15 protein-coding genes are annotated in these 19,436 nt (G+C 57.5%); 3 read left to right on the top strand and 12 right to left on the bottom strand.

What is annotated here, in order from left to right; all coding sequences use genetic code 11:
* Positions 1-9 precede the first annotated feature (9 nt).
* The gene (locus tag CAP48_RS18310) at positions 10-1,059 is read left to right on the top strand and encodes a methyltransferase (RefSeq protein ID WP_161495304.1); all 1,050 of its coding nucleotides are present in this window, start codon (positions 10-12) and stop codon (positions 1,057-1,059) included.
* Positions 1,056-2,348: an MFS transporter gene (locus CAP48_RS18315; protein WP_100699314.1), complete on the top strand. Its 1,293-nt coding sequence runs from the start codon at positions 1,056-1,058 to the stop codon at positions 2,346-2,348. The genes CAP48_RS18310 and CAP48_RS18315 overlap by 4 nt, the downstream gene beginning before the upstream one ends.
* On the opposite strand, the gene CAP48_RS18320 is transcribed toward CAP48_RS18315, so the two are convergent.
* The 10 genes from CAP48_RS18320 to CAP48_RS18365 form a co-directional block, all read right to left on the bottom strand.
* Complete coding sequence (locus CAP48_RS18320) at positions 2,306-3,406, bottom strand: glucuronyl hydrolase (RefSeq protein WP_100699315.1); 1,101 nt, start codon at positions 3,404-3,406, stop codon at positions 2,306-2,308. The genes CAP48_RS18315 and CAP48_RS18320 overlap by 43 nt on opposite strands.
* Complete coding sequence (locus CAP48_RS18325) at positions 3,393-4,589, bottom strand: CynX/NimT family MFS transporter (protein WP_100699316.1); 1,197 nt, start codon at positions 4,587-4,589, stop codon at positions 3,393-3,395. The genes CAP48_RS18320 and CAP48_RS18325 overlap by 14 nt, the downstream gene beginning before the upstream one ends.
* Positions 4,582-5,808 (bottom strand): acyl-CoA dehydrogenase family protein, encoded by a 1,227-nt coding sequence (locus CAP48_RS18330; protein ID WP_100699317.1) that lies wholly within the window; start codon positions 5,806-5,808, stop codon positions 4,582-4,584. Before CAP48_RS18330 ends, CAP48_RS18325 begins: the two co-directional genes overlap by 8 nt.
* Positions 5,808-7,457, bottom strand: coding sequence for a class I adenylate-forming enzyme family protein (locus CAP48_RS18335; protein ID WP_100699318.1), 1,650 nt, complete (start codon positions 7,455-7,457; stop codon positions 5,808-5,810). The genes CAP48_RS18330 and CAP48_RS18335 overlap by 1 nt, the downstream gene beginning before the upstream one ends.
* The gene (locus tag CAP48_RS18340; protein WP_100699319.1) at positions 7,454-9,277 is read right to left on the bottom strand and encodes a CoA transferase; all 1,824 of its coding nucleotides are present in this window, start codon (positions 9,275-9,277) and stop codon (positions 7,454-7,456) included. Before CAP48_RS18340 ends, CAP48_RS18335 begins: the two co-directional genes overlap by 4 nt.
* A 67-nt stretch (positions 9,278-9,344) precedes the next feature.
* Complete coding sequence (locus CAP48_RS18345; RefSeq protein ID WP_100699320.1) at positions 9,345-9,617, bottom strand: MoaD/ThiS family protein; 273 nt, start codon at positions 9,615-9,617, stop codon at positions 9,345-9,347.
* A 78-nt stretch (positions 9,618-9,695) separates the two neighbouring features.
* Positions 9,696-10,130 (bottom strand): Mov34/MPN/PAD-1 family protein, encoded by a 435-nt coding sequence (locus CAP48_RS18350; RefSeq protein ID WP_100699321.1) that lies wholly within the window; start codon positions 10,128-10,130, stop codon positions 9,696-9,698.
* A 25-nt stretch (positions 10,131-10,155) separates the two neighbouring features.
* Complete coding sequence (gene moeB, locus CAP48_RS18355; protein WP_100699322.1) at positions 10,156-11,325, bottom strand: molybdopterin-synthase adenylyltransferase MoeB; 1,170 nt, start codon at positions 11,323-11,325, stop codon at positions 10,156-10,158.
* Positions 11,326-11,453: 128 nt separating this feature from the next.
* Positions 11,454-13,961, bottom strand: a complete 2,508-nt coding sequence (locus tag CAP48_RS18360) for an aminotransferase class III-fold pyridoxal phosphate-dependent enzyme (RefSeq protein ID WP_100699520.1) — start codon at positions 13,959-13,961, stop codon at positions 11,454-11,456.
* Positions 13,958-16,429 carry a decarboxylase gene (locus CAP48_RS18365; RefSeq protein ID WP_100699323.1) on the bottom strand — a complete coding sequence of 824 codons (2,472 nt, stop codon included), beginning with the start codon at positions 16,427-16,429 and terminating at the stop codon, positions 13,958-13,960. Before CAP48_RS18365 ends, CAP48_RS18360 begins: the two co-directional genes overlap by 4 nt.
* Positions 16,430-16,584: 155 nt before the next feature.
* Here CAP48_RS18365 and CAP48_RS18370 point away from each other — a divergent pair, with 155 nt between their 5' ends.
* On the top strand, positions 16,585-17,550 hold the full coding sequence (locus CAP48_RS18370) for an AraC family transcriptional regulator (protein WP_242444559.1): 966 nt from the start codon (positions 16,585-16,587) through the stop codon (positions 17,548-17,550).
* Positions 17,551-17,675: 125 nt separating this feature from the next.
* Here CAP48_RS18370 and CAP48_RS18375 read toward each other — a convergent pair whose 3' ends face one another.
* Positions 17,676-18,668 (bottom strand): NADPH:quinone reductase, encoded by a 993-nt coding sequence (locus CAP48_RS18375; RefSeq protein WP_100699325.1) that lies wholly within the window; start codon positions 18,666-18,668, stop codon positions 17,676-17,678.
* Positions 18,665-19,435: a fumarylacetoacetate hydrolase family protein gene (locus CAP48_RS18380; protein ID WP_100699326.1), complete on the bottom strand. Its 771-nt coding sequence runs from the start codon at positions 19,433-19,435 to the stop codon at positions 18,665-18,667. The genes CAP48_RS18375 and CAP48_RS18380 overlap by 4 nt, the downstream gene beginning before the upstream one ends.
* Position 19,436 lies beyond the last annotated feature (1 nt).

Raw genomic sequence — 19,436 nt, forward strand, 5'->3', positions numbered from 1 at the left:
GGAACAATGATGGATTTGGTAAATACACACGCGCTCCAGCCTTTCTGGAGCATGGCCGCCGCACCCGTACAGGTTAGCGCGCTGGAACTGGCTTTGGACAACAAGCTGTTCGATTACCTTGTGCAGGACGCCACTGCAAAGCAGGTGGCCAGCAAACTGGCCATGCAGCCCGGCCCTGTTTCCGTCTGGCTTGACCTGCTATGGAGTATGGAACTACTGGCTCGCAACTTGCCCCCGGGCTCGCCAGGCGACTCAGGCGCGGCTACGCACTATCAATGCACCAGTCTGGCAAAGCGCTACCTGGTTTCGTCCTCGCCCGAGAACTGCGCTGCCGCCTTGAGTTATCGCCTACGCATCTTGCGCCACGCGGGTACGCAATTTGAGGACTTCGTTCGTTCGGGGCGCAGCGAACGTACCATACCGGGCGGCGAGGCAACTCACACCAACTGGGCAAAAGCGGCGGAACAACAAATCAGCCAGGAACAGCGGGCCGTCAGCGTGCCCTCGATTCTTGACCGTCTGCCACCGGCGTCTTCACTTGTCCAGCAGGGCAGGTTTCTGGACCTGGGCGGCGGCCCCGGCCATATTGCAATTGCGCTGGCCCACCACCTGCCACAATGGACGGGAACCGTCTGTGATCTGCCGGCCACGGCTACCGTCGCTCAGGGTTCGATTGACAACGCCGGCCTGGCCGACCGCATCAATGTGCGGTCAGCAGATCTGGAACATGACGACATCGGGACCGGCTACGATCTGATTTGGTGTTCCTGCGTCCTGCACTTTCTGCAGGACCCTAAGGCCGCGCTTAGCAAAATATGCCAGGGGCTGCGTCGCGGCGGCGTGCTCTACATTGCGCATGCCGAAGTGCCCTCGCAGGCGCGCGACGCATCTCGAATACTGCCCTTTTATGCGTCAATGATGTTGCGCGGTCGCTTTGTTCCTGCCACCGGCCAGATGCACGACATGCTGGTCGCCACCGGCTTTTCACAGATCCGGTCACTCGGACCGATCGCGTTCCCCATGACGCCGGTCTGGCTTTACACAGGAATCAAACCATGAATACCACGGCAAGCACGCCTAACCAGCATCAACCAAACGAACCGGCAGTGATCCGGGCCGAATCCGGATATTGGCCGCTTCAATTGTTGCTCGGCTGGATTAACCTGACCCTGACTGCACCGGTAGTCTATCTGTATATCGGCCTTCCGTTGGTGCTACGCCAACATGGCTGGTCCGGAACAGACATCGGCCTATTGCAATTGGCCGGCCTGCCGGCGATTCTCAAGTTCCTTCTGGCCGCTCCCGTTGACCGCTACCCCCTGGGGCGCGCCGGTTACAGAAACTGGAGTATCGTGTTGTCAGTCGTTTACGCAGCATTGCTTCTGTTCTTTTCGCGCACCAGCCTGCAGGAGTCGCCCTGGTCTTTTCTCTTCACACTGGCGCTCAGCATTAATTTATTGGGAACCTGGACGGATGTCCCGATCAACGCCCTGGCGATTCGCTATTTGCCCGAATCGCAACGCATGCGGGCAGGCGCAATCCGGTCCGCAGCAACATCGCTGGGCGCTATTGTCGGCGGCGGATTAATGCTGCTGTTATACACCCGCTTTGGCTGGGCCGCACCGTTTCAGGTCATGGCCCTGGCCTTGCTATCGGGCTGCGTTCTGCTGGCGTTCATGCAGCGCAAGCCCTTGCCCGGCGTCTCCAGTGAGCCAGTGCAGACCGGCATCAACTGGCGTCTGTGGAAAGCGTACTTTACGATAGCCGGACACGGCAAATGGGCAATACTCATGCTGTTTTATTTTCCCTTTGTGGGCAGCGCCTGGGTCTATATGAAACCGCTACTGCTGGATAGCGGACTGTCCACCGAGAGGATTGCCATGATCGTTGGCATTCTGGGTGGCGTACTCGCGGCGCTGGCCAGCCTGGTGGTGGCGCGCATGACAAAGCACTACGGTATTGGCCAGATGTTATCCGGTGTTGCCTGGCTGAACGTGCTGGCCCTGGCCATGTTACTGATGTTTGTTCTGGCCGGGGCATCCGCTACCATACTGATTGCCATGGCGATCCTGCTTGCTATTGCCGTTGGAGCAGCATCGGGCCTGGTGTTTGGCGTCATGATGTATTTCGTTCGTCCAGCGCTGGTGGCGCTCGATTATGGAATACAGTCAAGCCTGTTTATCCTGACCCGCACGCTCATGCCTGCAGTAGCCGGCGTGCTGATGGATCGTACCGGTTATGCCGGCATGATGGGCTTTCTGGTTTCCGGCGCGCTGATCATCGCCTGGGCCACGACATCATGGCATCAATCGCTGACGGCCGCCATGACCGCTTCAAGCAGGAAATAAAGGGCGCAAGGCGTCTCTACGATTGAGGCTGCTTGCGCATCGACTTTATACAGGTGACCGGCAAAAATGCCATTTTCTCCAACCATGCAGCTCACCAGGTTGGCCCGTTCTTGCTGCGCCGCTTCGCGCAGCCACGGCTGCCCGGACATCTGCCGGGACATCTGTTCCAGCGCAACGCAGGCAATCGCCGATGCGCAAGGATCAAACTCGCTGGCGCCGGCCGCGGCCGACGGCAAAGGCCAAGGCCGGCTACTCTCTGCCGGCTGATTCTGCTGGCTGCGGACCTGCCTCCACCACTGGCAGGCAAGCAGGGCCGCAGCCTGATAATCGTCTCCATAGCACCTGACGGCTTGCGCCAAGCCAAGCATGGCCCACGCCTGTCCGCGGGCTGACCATATCAATGATGCATGACGATTCTCGTGCGCAACACCGGGCATCACTTGAGTGGCCCATCGGCCATCGGCGTCAGCCAATTGTGCCACACACGTATCCAAGTGCTGTCTGCCCAGGGTCATGTCTAGCGGATCTCCGTGAAGATGGGTCAGCAACAGCAAGGAGGCGAGCGAATCGACATTCAAAATACGATCGCCTTCAGGGCCACCTCCCATGTCTTGTCCGAGCGGATACATTTTCTGCTGATGATCATAACTATTACGCAATCGCGCGCATGCCGCACTGGACAGCGCGTGCCACGCCGAATCGCTATCATACTGATTGGCCACGCCCGCCCCATACCAAAAGACAAAGCTTCTATTTATGCTGGCTTGCGGCAGAACCGGTTCAAGCCGGCGGCTCCATTGGCGGGCCGTATCAATGGACGTTGCCGTTCTCTCAACGGCCGCCCGTTTCCACCAGAGCGCCGCCCAGAATCCGCCCAGCCAGGACCCTCGTCTAGATAACTTCCAAGGCTGGTCACGTGCCTTGCGGTATAGCGGAAACTGCGAATCACACGCCTGGGCAATACGGTCCATATGCCGGAAAATATCATGCACTAACGGGTTTTGCGGCGCCTCGCCGACCCGCGCGTCATGTGCATCATGTACGTCATGTGCTGCCATGGGATCGGATCCGGTAAAGCATCAAGGAAAAGGCGGCGCCAGCCAGGGTCGTGCCTATCAGTAAGAACCAGGCGATTCCAAACCCCTGGGGCTGGGATAATAAAACGCCAAATAATAGAGGTCCCACCGCAAACCCGCCGAAAAATCCCACAGACAACATACCGGCAGCGGTAGCCGTCTTGCCGAACCGCTCGTCGCGCAACAGCATGCTCATGGCAATCGCATTGGTGGCCGCCACTGTCAACCCCATGCCGGTTATGCCGATCCATAAAGGAAAGTGTCGGGTTGGGGTAGCTAGTGTCGTGACATAGACGGCCAAGCAGGCAAGAATAAAAAGCATGACCATCAACTGCGTCTCGTCGCGCAGTCGGCTGCCCAGGGGAGTTAGCGCGATCCGCGACACGATGCCCATAACGCCGAAGACGCTGATCATAGCACCTGTCATTTGGGCCGACATACCCAGCTGTGATGCATAGACGCCAAAAAAAGTGATGAAGGACGATAACGTCAGGCCGGCGCATAACTGCACGAGCATCAGCAATCCCAGCAACACATTGGGACGCGGCAGCGCAAGGGCCCGGCCGCCGGCAAGCGGTTGAGCGCTGGCCATTCCCGCTGGCAACCGTCGACTTACCAGGAAAAACATGACCAGCGCCAGTGGGACCCATAACGCCAGCGCCCCTCGCCAGCCTAACCATTGCGCGAAAAACGGCAGCAAGATACCGGCCACAAGCGCAGAAATTTGCACGCCCGACTGTTTGATTCCAACCATGGCTGGCTTTTTCGGGGCAGGCACCAGTTTTGCGATCGCCATATTGGTTGCCGGATTCGCCAGAGATTGCGCGGCGCCACACAGCAACATGGCCAGGATCAATCCGACGAATCCAGGCAACACAGCCATGAGAAAAAAAGACAGCGCGACCAGCCCGAACAACCCCATCAGTCCCGATCTCATGCCAAGTCGCTGTACTGCCTGGCCTGACCACGGAGAAACAACGGCCGCCACACCGAAGGAAGCGGTGGTCAGCCAGGCAAGCTGTCCGCGCGATATGCCCAGTTCCTGGATCAATTGCGGGCCGAGCACACCGATACCGTAAAATATCATCATCGGCATCCCCATTGCCAGGGTCAGCAGGCTGCCGACCGCCAGCGCAGACTGAACGGGATATCGGGCTTCATCCATGATTGCTTGCTCTGTTTACGACTGAGGGATAATCACTGTCAAATAGCTCAGGGTTGCGACTGTTGGCAAGAAGCGCGCGCCCCACGGAGCTGACCAGCGCATCGTCTGTTCCGTCTAGAATGTGGGTCGTCCTGGCATTGCGATACAGGCTGGACAAGGGTGTCCCGTCGCTCAATCCCTCTGCCCCCATGATCTGGATGGCATTATCGGTCGCCACGCTCAAGGCATCGGAAGCGGCCAGTTTGGCAATATTGACTTCTATGGAATTGGCCTGCCGGTCATCGAATTTGCGGGCTGCGTCTCGCAGTAACGCACGGGCCGTGGCAATATGCCGATACACATTGCATACTCGGGCCCGAACCAGTTGTTTTTCCACTAATCGGGCCTGAACGCCCCGTTCCGAATGGATACGTTCGCACATCAGCTCAAAACTGCGCTGCGCCATACCCAGCCACTGACTGGCTCGCAGTATCCTGCCCAGTCCGAGCCTTTGCTGCATCAGCTTGATGCCTTGCCCGGGCACGCCCAGCACATGATCCGACGGGACAACAACATTGGTAAAGGACAACTCGCCCTGCCCCTGCATGCGTCCCAGCACAGGAAGTTCGCGCAGCACCTCGAAACCGGGTGCGTCGGCAGGCACAATCAGCATCGAGAGCCCCTGTTCCACCGGTTTGTCTGACGTACGCGCCACTACGGTAATGAAATCGGCGTGCAGGGAGCGGCACACAAACCATTTTTTGCCAGTCAACACCCAGTGGCTATCCTGCCACCTTGCACGCGTCTGCATAGTATCGGGTATTGAGCCGATACTGTCCGGCTCGCTCATGGCGTAACTGCAGACGGCACGCCCCTTTACCAACGGATCAAAGTAGCGCGCGCGTACGACCGGGCTGCCATGCCAGAACAGCATGTGAGCATCAAGCGTGGCATCCGCGCCCATAATGGCCGGCCCGAATTCGGAGCGGCCCTCCTGCTCGGCGATAGGCAGATAATCGCTCAATCGGTTGACAATACCGCCATGTCCCTTCGGATAAAAACTGCCAAACAGCCCTGCCTGGCGTGCCTGTGCAGACAACGCGGCAGCGATTTGCCTGGCATTGTCGTCGCCGGCAAGCAAGGCGGTTTCTTTGGGAATGATTTGCGTATCAACAAATTGCTTTACACGCTGACAAAGGTAAGTCACCGGATTATCCAGGGGTTCGGTAACGGCATTCATTATGCAGACAGCCTTTGAGGATTGACCATGGCCGCAGCATCCTCGGCCAAGGCACGCTTATCGATTTTTCCGGCAGGCGTCAGCGGCAGGCTTCGATAGAACCTGAGATATTCGGGTAGTTTATTGATTTCCAGGCCCTGTTCGCGCAAGTAATTGGTGATCTCGGTAAGCGAGAAACGATCAGCCTGGGGCCGCAGCGTCACGCATAGACATACCCGCTGGCCCAAATCGAAATCGGGAACCGGCACGCAAGCGACCGTTACGACATCCGGATGGCGAGTCACCAGCCCCTCTATCTGGACCGGACTGATATTGGCGCCGCCACGGATAATGATGTCCTTCTTGCGGCCGGCCAGCACCAGATGCCCCTGCGGGTTGATATAGCCCAGGTCACCTGTTTTGACCCAACCTTCCTGGTCGCGATATGTCTGATCCAGCTCTGGTGCATTGACATATTGCATGGGGCTGACGGGCCCCCGGGCGTAAATTTCACCAATCTGGCCGCGGGCAAGTTCGACACCGTTATCATCAACGATCCGTATTTCGCAAACGGAAGGGTTGGGGGTTCCAACACTATTGAACGCCACTTCTATCGAATCGCTCAGCGTATTATGGCAATTGACGCCATCGGCCGATCCGTAGAGACTGATAAAACCGCAGTCAAAGGCTTTGCTGCAACGTCTGACGGTCGTCTCGTCAATCACGGAGCCGCCCACGATCAGCCCCTTGAGGCTGCTTTTGTCCACTGCTGCAAGCGCCGGCTCCGCTGCAATACGCTGCAGCATGGTAGGAACACCAAGAATGAAAGTCGGTTTAAATTTTCGAATGGCATCAATGGCGCTATGCACATCGAAGCGAGGCAATACAACAAGAGAACCGCCAAGGCAGCACAACACCCCGAAGGTCGCCGTCGAGCCAAACGAGGAGCCCAGCGGAACCAGATACAAGCCTCGGAACTCACTGTTCTTCGGGTTGATTCGCTCAAGAAAACGGCCACGCCCGCCCACCAGCGCGTTATGCGAATAGGCGACCAGCTTGGGTTCGGATTCCGTACCGGAAGACACCAGCAATCGCACCGGAGAGTCGGGATCAACCTGGGGCAACTGCGCAGGATCCGCCGGAGCACTGGCCAGTAATGAATCGAGCGTGACCCAGCCATCGCGGGCATTGCCCTGCACCACTAACGCCCGCAACGACAATAGCGTTGGTCGCAGCGACTCGATGATTTCGCACAGCGCCGTGTCGGCAAAAACTTCCGGCACAATGACCACACGGGCATCGCAGCGACGCAGCAAAGACTGGATATCCAGCTTCCCGCGCCCTGGCGGAAACGGTGCGACAATGGCTCCCAGCGCGGCAGCCGCCAGATCAATGGCGCAACACACCCAATGATTGCTCAGTTGATAGGCCACAACGTCGCCAGGCATGACGCCGGCGCCGCGCAACCCTGTAGCCAGGCGCAATGCATGCTCGTACAACTGACCATAACTGACGGTGCTCTCCTCGGACAAGACGGCCGGCTTATCGGGGGCGTTCTGTGCTTTTTCCCGAAACAGCTCAAATACCGGTTTGTCCGGATAAAGGGACTCTTGCGCCCAGCGCCGACGCAGTGAATGGGGAACAAGATCGATGATACCGGCTGAATTCATGAAAAGCTCCAAGGACAATTTACGGAAGAATAGGACTTATGGTTAAGATGTCTGGCCAGTTGACCATGGGTAGCCATATCGGCCAGATTGCTCACAACGGGGCTGCATGGGATACCCTCAAGCCGCAGCCGCGAGACCCAGATATCACTGAGATCGCTGGCCAGACTGATTTGCTGCGCCTGAGTGGCCTGCCCTGAACACGTCATGCCAAGAATCCTGTCCAGCGCCTGTCTATGCCCCTCGGTTGTGCATTCAATCGCCAGCATGCCGTCCCGCGTTGGCAACACTTTGGAAAACCCGCCCTTTGCCTGACTCAGCGATGCCGATTGCATCAGCAAGTCTGCCGCGCCCAGCAAGGAACTTTCCACGCTGCAGCCCAGGCCCGTACTGGCGCGTCTCAGTAATGCGGCTGTCGTGCCCAGAGAGGCGACTACCCCGCCCAGCACGTCGAGCACGGTAAAGAGCGATCCGCCCCGAATACCATTGCTTGCAGCAATTGCCGAAGCCACCCCCGACCATGCCTGGACCGTGAAATCAGTGCCCGGCGCTGCGATATTGGCATCGCCCCAGCCACCCGCATAGGAGTAAACCAAATCAGGTCTGATCGCATGCATATTTTGGGCATCCAGTCGCAACTGGGCCGCTTTGCCGGGCGCCCAGTTGTGCAGAAACACGTCCGACTCACGGACATATTCATAAACTTGCCGGCGGCCGGCTTCGCTTTTGATATCCACTTGCCGCACCTGTTTCAAATGGTTCAGGGCGTCGAACCGGACCGAGCAGCCATTGGCTACCGGCGGCATCGCCCGCAAGGGATCCCCGCCTGGCGGTTCCAGACGAATCACTTCGGCGCCAAGCATGGCCAGCATATGCCCAGCCAGAGGCCCCTGGATACGTCGGCACGATTCGATCACCCGAATTCCCTGCAAGGGCAACTCATTGGGCCGCACCCCATGCCGCAGATATGGCAAACCACTATCGCACGATATTTTCCAGGGCGATACCGCATCACGCGCGTAGTCGGGGTCTTTGCGTCTTTGGTCAAGTGTGCGAACCGGAACCAGGGCAAGCCCCGCCTTGCCGGCAGCCTCGCTGATACGGCTATAAGGCACTTCGGACAACAGTTGCAGGCACACGCCAGGAATGGGGGCAATCGCCTTGGCATAGCGCAGCAAAAATGCGGTCCAGGCGCGCCCTGCCGTTTCGGGATCCAGTCCCAGTATTTCCCAGAAGCGTCGCCACGGCGCACTGTCCAATGTCTCGATTTCAAAGACAACGCCATCGGCAGACGTAAAAGGTGGACGCAATACCGGGTCGGTGCTGCCCGGCGCAATCTGTTCCGGATCTTCCTGGGCGCTAGCACCGGCCAGGTACTGGCTGACACTGAGCAGGCCGCAAGCGAGCGCAGAGACCTCGACTTTTTCGAATGCACCTCCATTCATTTGCCCGAGCAAACCTGCCAGACCGCTTTGCAGGGTCACGGCGCCCGTCAGCACAGACAGATAAGGCAAGCCCAGCGGCTGCGGGCCTCCGCTTGCCCTGCCATGGACAGACATGAGACCACAAACTGCCTGCAGGGTAGATTCGGTGATATGTGGGCTGCCCGAGCCAATATCGTCTCCCAGGCCGACATGTACCGCACCTGCCTTGGGATGGTGCAGACTACACAACGCATCTGCCGGATTATCGACGAGGTTGGCCTCTTGCATGCCAAGCAATGCCGCTTGCCGGGACACGCTGGCCCCCAGTTCCGTCCAATCCTGCGGGACCGTCCCCGGCCGCCAGTTGACGCCCAGGTTTTCTAAAATTGTTTCTGCCATGATGGTTGTTGCTATCTACAAAAAATAGGTTTCAATGAATGGATGCGACACGCGGAACAAGCCCGGTTCAGCCACCGGCCACGGCGGGCAATACGGTCAGGCTGTCGCCCGGCTTTGTCTTCGTGTCCAGCCCCTCGCAAAAACGGATGTCATTGTCATTCACATAAATATTCACGAAGCGATGAACCTGACCATCCTTGACCAGCCGCTCGCCAACACCTGGAAATTGCGTATCCAGGTGCTTGATGATGTCCGCGACCGTCTCGCCCTGAGCCTGGACTTTTTTCTCTCCGTTGGTCAATGGGCGCAAAATGGTGGGAACGGCAATAGATATCGACATAGTGATTCCTTGTTCAAGTTAATGAGTTAATGAGTTAATGAGTAAGTGTCTGAGCGCAAGCGGGAAGGCGCGTTGCGCTCATGCCACGGCCTGTGCCTGTGTCGCGGCAACAAGGTGGATCGATTCTTCAAATACGCTGCCGGCGATGATGCGGAAACTTCGAAACGGCACCGTGCTTGCGTGCCAGGTCGAAACGATCAGATAATGCATATCGGGGTCGTTGGCAAATTCGATATCTTCACGACTGGGCGTGGCGTGGGTTGCCGTATGAGAATGATAGATACCGATACATTGTTCGCCACGCTCGTCAAGATCGCGCAGAACCCGCAGCTGCTCCGTCGAATCGAAGGAAAAGTACACTTCCGATGCCGCCACATTGCGCATCGGAATGCACCTGGCAACGTGGCTGCGGCCAGCCGGCGCCACCAGCATGCCGCAACATTCGACAGGATGCGCCTGCTGCGCCTGCTTCATGATTTGGGCGTAAACCGCCTTGTTCATAATAAGGGCCATGGTGTTTTCAATACCTGTCTTCGATTCAATACGTTGGCAGCGATGGGTCAATATCCCGCACCCATGCCAGTACGCCGCCTTCCAGATTCCGGACATTGCGGCGATCGATCTTCAACAGCTCTTCCAGCACCGCCTGGGAACGGGCGCCCGAGCGGCAGGAAATGACCAGCGGCTGCTCTTGCCCGTAGCGCTCGACAATTTCCTGCGCCACGGTCGGCGACTTGCTCAGCGGCACAGCATCGGGAATACTGACAATATCCCGTTCATGCGGTTCGCGCACGTCAATCAGAATTGGCGCCTTGCCCGCATCGCGCAGTGCCTTCAATTCCTTGACCGTCATCTGGTCAGTGGTTCGGTCGGGTGTCGCGGTTTGGGTCAGGCCGCAAAAAAATTCATAATCGGCCAGCTCAGTAATGGGCTTGCGCTCGGGCAGGCGTCGGATCGGCAGTTCACGGTAAGTCATTGCAAGTGCATCGTAGGCCAGCAAACGCCCCAGCAGCGGATCGCCGATGCCCGTAATTAGTTTTACGGCTTCAGTGCTCATAATGGAAGCAATGGCGGCGCACAAAATCCCCAGCACACCGCCCTCTGCGCATGATGGGGCCAGCTCGGGCGGCGGTGGCTCGGGGTACAAATCGCGATAGTTCAGGCCCGCATCGCCTGGCGCGTTCTCCCAGAAAACCGAAGCCTGTCCTTCAAAGCGGAAAATGGACCCCCAAACATAAGGCCGGTCGGCCAGAATGCATGCATCATTGACCAGGTAGCGTGTGGCAAAATTATCGGTGCCATCGAGAATCAGGTCGTACCTGGAAAAAAGGGCTACGGCCATGTCGGGCTCCAGCCTATCGGTATAGGTTTCCACATGCACCAGGGGATTTAGCCGGGCAATGGCCTGTCGCGCGCTCTCTACCTTGAGCTCTCCCACCGTGTCGACAGAATGAATCACCTGGCGCTGCAGGTTGGACACATCAACTCGGTCAAAATCAATAATACCGATAGTGCCTACACCGGCGGCGGCAAGATACAGTAGCGTGGGCGCGCCCAATCCTCCAGCGCCAATCACCAGCACCCGGGCGTTTTTCAGCCGGCGCTGACCCGTCATGCCCACATCCGGAATCAGAAGATGACGACTATAGCGACCGATTTCCTCTCGACTCAACGGCTCGCCGGGCTCAACAATGGCCGGTATGTTCATATCGCGTTCCTTTTATTTAAATACGAATAATTATTATTCTCACCTTTTGCAGACGGCAAAACAAGGCCCTAATACCGCCCATTCATATGCATAAAGGAGAAAAATCTATTCATTTGTACGATCGGCGCTCAATGTTGAACTGTGGACATATCCGCACACACCGCAGCAAACGCGCAAACAAAGCGATCTGCTTCCTCCATGGTCAATATCAGCGGAGGCTGTATGCGCATGACCCTATTATTATTTGCCGTCACGAAGGTGAGCACACCGTGCTCTTGCGACAGGCGTGTCATGAAACGCAAGACAAACAGATCTTCCATACTGCCTTCCAGCTCTTTCATTGCCTGGCTCAGATGCATGTGCAGGCTATCGGACATCATCCGATACGTCATGAATGCCTGTGCCGGGATCCGGGCAGCCATCTCCCGCAGCAAGGCGCGAGCGCCACCAGTCATGTCATAAGAGAACTCAATGGCAATCATCATGCCCCGGCCGCGAACCTGTCGGATGAACCCGTATTGATCGGCGATATCCTGCAATTGTTGTTGCAGATAAGGACCAACGTGAGCAGCGTTCTGTGTCAGCTGTTCCTGTTCCAGCACATCCAGTGCCGCCATCGCACTGGCAGCGGCAAAATTGCCGCCCCCGAAAGTAGAGGTATGCAAGGCAAACGTATCCATCGTGCCATAGGCCTTGCGCCAGACATCGCCTGTGGCCAGCGTCGCCCCTATCGGTACGGCGCCCCCCGAAAGCGATTTGGATAACGCCATGATGTCCGGCGCCACCCCTTCCCAATCGCAGGCGAACAACTTGCCGGTACGGCCCAGACCGGTCTGTATTTCGTCCAGCACCCAGAGGCAATCGTATTGGTCGCAAGCGGCCCTGACCTGCGCAAGATAGCCGTCCGGCGGAATAATGACGCCGCCCTCGCCCTGTATCGGCTCCATGACAAAAGCGGCAACATCGCCTTGCGCCAGCCTGGCGCGCAGCGCCTGGGCATCACCGAAAGGCAGTTGCTCGCAATGGGTCAGTAGCGGTTCAAACGGCTTACGATGTTTGCTTCGCCCGGTAATCGATAGTGCGCCCAGGGTCTTGCCGTGGTAGCCATTGCCGCAATAAAGAATCACCTTGCGATCGCTGGCGGCCAGTGCCATTTTCATTGCCGCTTCCACGGCTTCGGTCCCGGAATTGCTGAAAAAAACATGCTGCATCTTGCCGGGCGCCATTTGTGTCAGGCGCCGGGCCAACTGGCTGGTGTGCAGGGGCGCGGACACATACTGAACAAACGTCGGATACTGCTGTTGCAGGTATTCGGTCAGAGCCGCACTCACTTTGGGATGATTGTGCCCGGTATTGAGGCAACCGTAGCCGGCCACAAAATCCAGATAGCGACGACCGTCCAGGTCTGTCAGCCAGCACCCCTCTCCCTTAACGAAAACGCGCTCCACATGATTGAATTGGTAAAACTCGCGCAGCACCGGATTGATGTGTTTGCCGAAATCGTCCAATACCTGTTGGCGCAGAGCATGCGCTGGCAAAGGGTGATCAGGCTGGCCGATTTCGGGATTGTGATGATATTGGCGCAAACCGTCAAAGCGCGCACCGGCCACCGGTTCCGAATCGCTTGCCATGGGGTTGGGAACAAAACCGTGTCGCTTTGCCACCTCGCCAATTTCTAGCACCCGCTCAACGGGCAATTCCCGTCCGATGGAAAATGGCTGCGCCCTGCCCTCCAGGGCCAGAATGATGGTTTCTGCCATGCAGCCGTTTAAATTTCGCATGGGGTCCAGGCCCAGCGCCATGGCTCCGAAACTGACGTCGGAGGTGGCCGAAACCAGGCCGCCATCAATGACCAGAATATCGTCCCGCTGCCCAGCCCCGGGCAAGACATCCTTGGGCAGGGCGGTATCCACGACCACTGACCCCGGCTGCAATCGGGCCGGATCAATAACCCCGCCACTTGATGTGGCGGTCACGAAAAATCGGGCAATGCCGTAGCATACGTCCATCCGGGAATGGTACTGGACCTGATCCGGACTCTGCAGCGGCAGGTCGCTGGGCAGGTTCGACGTTGGACCGCGATGCACCAGGTGTAATCGACACCCATGGGCCAGCAATAAGCGCGCCACCGCCTGGGCAATCGATCCCGGATAGCCGGCCACGACCACTTGTGCACTTTCTGCAGATACGCCCAGCCGCTCCATACAATCAACAACATTGCGGTACGCGGCAAAGGCGGTCAAGGAATTTCCGGTAGTCACCGGTACAAGCGCGCGCTCGAGCGTCTGTAGACCACGGTTGCCGACAATGGCCGTGAACCCGCCCAGGCCGACCAGTTCAGCGCCACCGTGGTGCAAGGCATTGACCCCGTCCAACACACGCTCTGCGATCCTGCGTGGCTGGGCCATCATTTGCTCTGCCGTCAGGGGCATGAACTGAATCGTTCCGTCGCATTGCTGTCCGCAAGCACTTGTGATACGAGTAAAGTCTGCAAAGGGAACCAGATTGTGCCGGGACCAGAACTGCGAATGGTAGCCGTGGCTTTGTTCTTTGAGCATCCGGCCTGCCAGATCAATAAGCTTGACCTGGTTCAATAAAGCCGGCGATGTGGGATGGGCAATGAATCCAAACTTCATGTCCATTGCTCCACCGGCTGACGGCTCCAGGTTTCCTCTGACACCAGACTAAGTCCGTCGCCGTCCGAATTGTGGCTCAACATAACGTCGAAAAAATTGATCTGTCCGCGCGCCATCAACGCCGTGCGCAGAGTTTCCGGGCAAAACGATTTGATGCTGTGGTAGCTCACGTAATGCTGCGCGGCCACCTCATGCAGCCCCGCTCTGGCGCCTGGCTGCGGAACATTGACCTGGCGGTTGCCGTTAAGGGCATAGCGCTTGTCCAGGTAGGTCTGAATCATCGAAAGAACTCCATTGTTCAAGTAAAACAGGCTGATGTTGCGTCCGGCGGCATGCGGCGACGATGCTGCGCACATGGCCAGGCGCTGTTCAATATCGGGCACCAGCGCCCGCGCGCCGTCGCCAATAAACGCAAGCACATTGCGCTGGTTCCGCACAGCAAGATAGGGCAGCGCCATCAGGCCATCGCCCATCAGCGCGCGTCCGTACCAGCCCGAGAATCCGGGATCGGTGCGAGGAATATTGCGCAGCGCCGACAGGCTGCAGCGCCCCACGTCATAAACGCCGGTGTAGCGGTAGCCTTCGTCACGAATCAGTTCCGTGACCAATTGGCCCAGGCGCTGAAAGAAGTAATTCGGTGTCATGGGCAGTGTTTCAATGCAGTCGCTAGGCATGATTTCTGCTGCGCACTGCAACCGTTGCAGATGCGACTGACGGTGCCGAAGAATCAGGGGGTCAGGCGCGATGCGCGGTTCCAGGTAGTCCAGGAAATCATCCAGGCACATTTGGAGCCCCAGATCGGCAAAGGGCGCAATATGGGCCGGATTGCGGTTTACCTGGGCGATCCTGAAGCTGCGCCGCAATTTACCCTCGGAATAAGGTGTCGCAGACTGGTCGGCCTTGCCCTTAAGGAAAAACAGCCACGGCGTCGTCTCGGTCGTCTCACGGGCCGATCGAGCATTCGCGCAGTGCGCGAGGCCCGAGACATCACCGTTGGACGCAATCGATTGCGTCTGCGCCTCAAATGGCACACAACGGCGATGTTCCAGAAATTCGTAGATGCGCCGGCTAAAGCCATACATAGAAAGCGGACCAAGGTAATTGGCAACCGGCATACCGTCCTGCCACGCTGGAACAGAACCCGGTGCAACAATGCTATCGGCCAGTGCCACGCCGGTTTTCCTGGCAATAGATAGTACGCGCTGACGCTGGGTCGGACTAAGTCTTCCGCATTGCCACAGGATGGGAGCCGGATCGTGGTTAAGAACTGCAACGGCGTGGTTCAATCGTTCCCGAAGCCTGACTTCAGTTATCGACGAGATCGCAGACGGGGCGGGCGTCCTCTGTTTTAACGGCACGACCACCGGCGTGCGCGATTCCAGCGCAGACTGGGAAGCAAAAACGAAAGTGGGCCCGGGGCGATTGTCCAGCGCGTCAAAGGCATTTGCCAGACCGCTTTGAAGATCGCCGGGCTCACGCAGGAAGTCAGACCACAACCCTCTGGCCGCAATGACGGCATGACCGTTGCTGTCCGCGTTCAGTGTGCCCTGGAACGCATACCATACCGTTTCGGGCGATTCGGCGCAGATAACGATACCCGGCGCGCCGGTCCGCCGCAGGTTGTCCAGTGTCCCCCGGGCTTCATCCAGCATCCCCGATGTGACGGCAATCACATAGGCCCGTCCGTACAATTGCCAGCCGGCCATTGCGCCCACGGCCAGCGCATGTTCATTACATCCGCTATATAAACCGATGTCCGTGCCTTCGGCCAGATCATGCATGGAATCAATAAATCCGGCAACCATGGAGCCGGTAAAAAAATGAAAATCCCAGCCCTGTCCCCAGCGCGCTCTCATCAAGTCAAAGACTGCTCTGGCCGCTGCCACAGGTTCCGTTTGTGGCTGCGTGGTGCGTACCAAAAGCCGGTTGAAATAGGCGTGCTCCAGATGATCCAGCAGTAGACGCAACAGATCTGCGCAGCGCTGATCCCGCTGCCTAAGCGGAGTGCGTATCAAGCGGTTCCCGCCCAGCAATAGCATCCATTTGGCCAGACACGACTCGGCGCAGAACAACACCGCAGAAGATGGAGAAAACCTGAGGCCGGACCGTACCGACAACAATTTCGCAAACGGATCTTCGTTAGCGGCCAACCCAAGCCCGCGCGAATCCAGATAAACGCATTCGGCCGCAATCGTATCGTCGTTCTGCGCGATCGATGCCGCCTCCAAAGATGCAAAGCAGTGCAAAACCAGTTGTTTTGGCCCCCCCTTGCCTTGCTGCTGTCGCAAGTAGCGTTGCGCCTGGCACTGAAGCGGCCGGCAGTCACCCTGCAGCTCTGACGCAGCAACATTCGGACTCTCGTTCAGCCAACTATTGATCTCATGCACTACCTGCCTGACATCTTCCTGCAACTGCCTGTCCTGACTGATCAGGCAGATTTGCACCGTGCCGACTGGCTTCTTTCCCATAACGTCTCTCTCCTGTGATCCTTGCCAATCTGAAAAATCCAGCTTCGCGTCGTCAATCCTGAGGAAAAATGGTATCATCCGGAATGAGAATCATTTTCATTAATTGCTATGAAATCGGGAGCAATTCGTATGAAAAAAGATAGATGGAGAATCGTGTGGAAAAATATACGTGCAGATTGACGGCCAATGAGCTGCATGCACCACAGCAACGACATGAAAGCCATGTCCGGCAGCAATTGCCCCAGGAATTGGGCAATTGCTATACAGAGTCCATCATGCTTGAATCGGGCATTCTGGTCGGACGTCTGCATTATCATCCGGACAGGCCGATCGTGGAGGAAACGCTGGGGCCGCATCAGGGCCGGGTTATTGTTGTCACGGTGGGCCTGCAGGGACAGTCTGTCTATCGCGGCGACAATACCCCTGAGGTATTGTTCAAAGCCGGCCATACAACCGTCACATCCTTTCAGGCATTACGAGGCGAACGCAGTTACGAAGGCAGCAAACCGGTATCCCAATTGAGGGTCGTTATCAGTGCAAGCACGCTGCGCAAATACGTGGGAGATGAGCGAGTCGACAAAATACTCGGTGACAGCACGTTCCAGCGACTGGCCTTTTACGGCAGCAGCAGCGCAACCCTGGCGCACGCAGCTGCCATCAATCGGTATATGAAGGCAGCTACCGGCGAGCAACCCAACCCGCACCAGCTGGAGCTCCATATTCACGCGCTTAGCTTACTGTCAGAACAGTTTAAGGCATTGGCGCCCATACAGACAGAAGGCTACAGCGCCTTTTCGTCTGAGGAAGTACAACGTCTGGAAAGGGCCCGGGACATGATTGCGCACCAATTACACTTGCCATTGACTAATCAATACCTGGCAGCGCAGGTCGGCATGAACGAGAACAAGCTCAAAGAAGGCTTCCGTTACCTATATAACAATACACCGTCGGGTGTCGTGCTGGAATTGCGCATGCGCAAGGCCTACACGCTGCTCGAATCGGGTCAGCAAGTGGCGCAGACGGCGTGGCAAGTAGGCTACAAATATCCGAACAATTTTTCAGTTGCCTTTATGCGCTACTACGGCAAAAGCCCGAAAACCGTCTTTCAGAAAAGGGCTTGATTCGCTGCGACGGGTTTCCCGGCTCCCTTCTGAAGCCCGTATCAGCTTGCGCCGGGCCCGGCCGGTCAATGACTTGGCGGGTTGGCGTCCTGGGCTTTGTCTAACACGTCAGTTGAGCCTGCGGGCTATCTGCCGGCACAATTCACTATCACATTCCCGAACGACGTACCGCCCTCTACTGTCTGGTGAGCCGATACAATCTGAGTCAAATCATAGACCGGACCAATATTGTGTTGCAGCTGGCCATCACGCAACAGAGCCTGGATGCCATCGATTGCCCGCGTTCGCTGCGCTTGCGTCAACTCATACACCAGAAAAAAGTGCAGCGACAATGATCGCGGCAGCCACGCACCATAATTGAGCGGTACTGTGCCGCGCTCGTTGGAACCATAGCAGACAAACCTGCCATGTGACGCGAGCGCCCCCTGCTCCACCAACGCGATGGTTGTCGACAAATCCATGTCAATAATGGCATTGACGCCCTTTTCGCCTGTCATTGCCAGCACGCGTTCAGCAACCGGTTCTTCTTTATACAGGATCGACTCGTCGATTCCCCTTTCCCGCAAAAATGCCGCCTTGGTCTGCGAGCCAACGGTAGTGAGCACGCGAGCGCCCCGGGCCCGGGCTATTTGCGCAGCATAGTAACCTACACCAGAGGCACCGCCAATAATCAATACCGTCTGCCCGGCTTCCAGCTGGGCAAGCTCCACAGCACGATAAGCGGTCAATGCCGGAATGCCTAGGCAGGCCCCGGCTTCAAACGACACATTGTCGGGCAATACGACCGCCTGCTGCGCAGGCAGAACTATATACTGGGCAGCAGTTCCATGCGGGCGGTTGTATTGTGCGTTCCATAGCCAGACCCGTTCGCCGACTCTACCGGCCTGCACGCCCTCGCCGGTCTGGTCGATCGTGCCCGCGCCATCACTGTGCGGAATAATCAAGTTCCAGCGCACCGCACGTGCACCAGACCTGGACTTGACATCTGATGGATTGACGCCCGAACAGGCAAGCCGCACCCGTACCTGGCCGGCACCTGCCTCTGGAACAGGCTGTTGGCCCACCTGCAGCACCTGCTCGGCAGGGCCGTTTGCCGTATACCACGCCGCCAGCATCATGTCAGCGCCGCTTTCACGAACCGATTGCTCAGCGTGCCCAGCCCGGTCAGACTCACATCCACACGGTCGCCGGGCTGCAGGTTCGGAGAGTGACCGTCGGTGCCCATCCACACCATATCGCCAGGATACAGCGTCAGATACCGGCTCATTGTGCTGATAAATTCTTCAATGCCAAAAAGCATGTCCGCTGTGTCAAAGCGGGTGCTTTCCACGCCGTTGACCGATACGACCGTTTGCATGGCTGCCAGATCGGCCTCGGTACTGATCCACGGCCCCATCGGCTTGAAAGTGTCCGAATTTTTTGCACGCCAGAAAGTGCGATCCGACGCCTGCCAATTGCGTTCGCTCACGTCATTGCCAATGGTATAGCCCAGAATGCATCTTTTTACTTCGTCCACGGCGATGTTGCGCACTTTGCTGCCAATCACAACCACCAGTTCGCCTTCGTAATGGACGCGCGTGGCGTCTGCCGGCATGATCACATCCTGACCGTGCGCAACCAGGGCGTTGTTTGCCCGGTAGCCCACATCCGGTTTTTTTGGAATCGTTAATCCTTCCGTGCTGATATGCTTGACGTAATTGAGCCCCACGCAGTAGAACGTGGGCGGGACAATAGGCACTTCAATGCTCACGTCCTGCAGTTTCAGTCTTGTAGCGGTGGTTTCATAATTGCTCAGCGGGTCTCCCCTGACCGCCGTGACGATGTCCTCATCGCTCAATATCCCGTAGCCGGGTTTGCCCTCAAGACTATATCTAAGCCATCTCATC

The sequence above is a fragment of the Advenella sp. S44 genome (assembly GCF_002810445.1).
In the GTDB taxonomy this organism is placed as follows: domain Bacteria; phylum Pseudomonadota; class Gammaproteobacteria; order Burkholderiales; family Burkholderiaceae_B; genus Advenella.

Excerpts from the sequence above, each read along its gene's own strand:
- CAP48_RS18310 (WP_161495304.1), top strand. The coding sequence starts at position 10 with ATGGATTTGGTAAATACACACGCGCTCCAGCCTTTCTGGAGCATGGCC.
- CAP48_RS18375 (WP_100699325.1), bottom strand. The coding sequence starts at position 18,668 with ATGATGCTGGCGGCGTGGTATACGGCAAACGGCCCTGCCGAGCAGGTG.
- CAP48_RS18325 (WP_100699316.1), bottom strand. The coding sequence starts at position 4,589 with ATGGATGAAGCCCGATATCCCGTTCAGTCTGCGCTGGCGGTCGGCAGC.
- CAP48_RS18365 (WP_100699323.1), bottom strand. The coding sequence starts at position 16,429 with ATGGGAAAGAAGCCAGTCGGCACGGTGCAAATCTGCCTGATCAGTCAG.
- CAP48_RS18315 (WP_100699314.1), top strand. The coding sequence starts at position 1,056 with ATGAATACCACGGCAAGCACGCCTAACCAGCATCAACCAAACGAACCG.
- CAP48_RS18380 (WP_100699326.1), bottom strand. The coding sequence starts at position 19,435 with ATGAGATGGCTTAGATATAGTCTTGAGGGCAAACCCGGCTACGGGATA.
- CAP48_RS18340 (WP_100699319.1), bottom strand. The coding sequence starts at position 9,277 with ATGGCAGAAACAATTTTAGAAAACCTGGGCGTCAACTGGCGGCCGGGG.
- CAP48_RS18320 (WP_100699315.1), bottom strand. The coding sequence starts at position 3,406 with ATGGCAGCACATGACGTACATGATGCACATGACGCGCGGGTCGGCGAG.
- CAP48_RS18350 (WP_100699321.1), bottom strand. The coding sequence starts at position 10,130 with ATGGCCCTTATTATGAACAAGGCGGTTTACGCCCAAATCATGAAGCAG.
- CAP48_RS18335 (WP_100699318.1), bottom strand. The coding sequence starts at position 7,457 with ATGAATTCAGCCGGTATCATCGATCTTGTTCCCCATTCACTGCGTCGG.
- CAP48_RS18330 (WP_100699317.1), bottom strand. The coding sequence starts at position 5,808 with ATGAATGCCGTTACCGAACCCCTGGATAATCCGGTGACTTACCTTTGT.
- moeB (WP_100699322.1), bottom strand. The coding sequence starts at position 11,325 with ATGAACATACCGGCCATTGTTGAGCCCGGCGAGCCGTTGAGTCGAGAG.
- CAP48_RS18360 (WP_100699520.1), bottom strand. The coding sequence starts at position 13,961 with ATGAAGTTTGGATTCATTGCCCATCCCACATCGCCGGCTTTATTGAAC.
- CAP48_RS18345 (WP_100699320.1), bottom strand. The coding sequence starts at position 9,617 with ATGTCGATATCTATTGCCGTTCCCACCATTTTGCGCCCATTGACCAAC.